The sequence below is a fragment of the Stieleria sp. genome, from assembly GCF_041595215.1.
GTDB classification, from domain to species: domain Bacteria; phylum Planctomycetota; class Planctomycetia; order Pirellulales; family Pirellulaceae; genus Stieleria; species Stieleria magnilauensis.
In genome coordinates this window covers 1-1,561 of record NZ_JBFHKV010001497.1, presented here as the reverse complement: position 1 = coordinate 1,561, position 1,561 = coordinate 1, and the positions used below count along the sequence as shown (strand labels likewise).

Sequence of the window (1,561 nt, the reverse complement as noted above, 5' to 3'; positions counted from 1 at the left end):
TCGCTGGAAAGTCGCCGATCTGGAAACGCCACCGCTGCCTGCGGTGATCAGCAATGATCCCTTCGCAGCCGTGCTGGTCCAGCGCCCCACAGACGACGCGTCCGAGGGCGAAACATCGGATGCAACTCCCGAAGACCTCGGACCCACCGAGGAAGACCTGCGGAGCGGCTTACGGCTCGGAGGCATCGCCCAAACGGACCATCACCGATGGGCGATCCTTAACGGCAGCGTTTGCAAACTCGGTGACCAAGTCCCAGTCCTCGGGCTCGACGACGTCTCCGCCACGATCCGCGAGATCGCATCCGACCACGTCACCGTCGTCGCTGGCCCCTTGACGATCCGAATCAAACGAGAAGAGCGTCCCAAACGATCCGCCGACCCGTCCGTCCGACCCGCAACCCCCACGGCCGCAAAAGCAAGTGCGACGTCGCGGGCCCCGAACGAAGACGACGAAGAAGATGAAGACGAAGACGCTCAAGACACACCCCGCCCCACACCGAACGCGTCGGATCGTCCAGAGAATCAGCCCGATCCGCGCGGGAATATTTTCCAAGCCAACCTTTAACACCGCATTGAATGACGCCTCACTCTCGATCGAGGCGGAAGACGTCTACCGCACGTGACATCAAACCATGACCAACGCTACCTCCGCTCTGACGGCACAGAATCACCCGCTGATCATTCGGCTGCTTGATTCGATCGACAACCTCGATCCGGAAAAACTCGAGGAACTCTGGCAATCGGTCGGTAAGGATGACGTCACGATCGAAGAGTCGATCATTCGTTGCGGTGTCGCCACGGAATCCCAAATCGCAAAGTCCTACGCGGACCACTACTTGGTGCCGCTGTTTGACCCACCGGCCGACGCGCCGCCGCCGATCGACACGTCGGTCGCTTCCGTGCTGCCCAACCGGCTCTGCCGCGACCACTTGATCGCGCCGCTGAGCGATGACGGCGGCGTGCTGGAAGTCGCCGTTTTCTCGCCCGATTCGTTGTTGCTGGCCGACGAAATCAAACTGCTGACCGGACGTCAAATGCGGCCGATGTTCGCACCGCTTTCGGTGATCGAACGGTTGCTGACCATGCTCTACGAAGAGGGCGGGTGGAACACGTCGATCCCCGTTTCCACCTCGACCAGTTTCCAGGAAGTCGACGACGCCGAAGACCTGGACCAAGAGGAAGCCGCCGAAGCGACCGAGGTGATTCACCTGGATCAATCGCCACCGCCGGGACGAGACGGACGCATCATTCGCTACGTCAACAGCATCTTCGAACAGGCCCTGACCACCGGCGCCAGCGACATTCACATCGAACCCTACGAAGAGGATTGTCGTGTCAGGTTGCGCGTCGATGGCGTCTTGTCCGAGGTTCAACCGCCACCGATGCCGCTGCTCAACTCGGTCATCAGCCGGCTGAAAGTGCTCAGCAAAATGGACATCGCGGAACGACGGCTGCCGCAGGACGGCGCGATCGCCCTGCGAACCGGCGAGCACCGCGTGGACATGCGGGTCAACACCTGCCCCACCGTGTTCGGCGAAAAGATCGTGATGCGTGTGTTGGA

The 1,561-nt window shown here is 61.2% G+C and carries 2 protein-coding genes; both read left to right on the top strand.

Annotation, left to right across the window (positions count from 1 at the left end; genetic code table 11):
* A partial coding sequence (locus tag ABX749_RS32445) for a hypothetical protein (protein ID WP_372899683.1) occupies positions 1-565 on the top strand: 565 nt, incomplete at its 5' end.
* Positions 566-632: 67 nt separating this feature from the next.
* The coding region (locus ABX749_RS32440) for a GspE/PulE family protein (RefSeq protein WP_372899682.1) at positions 633-1,561 on the top strand (929 nt) is incomplete at its 3' end.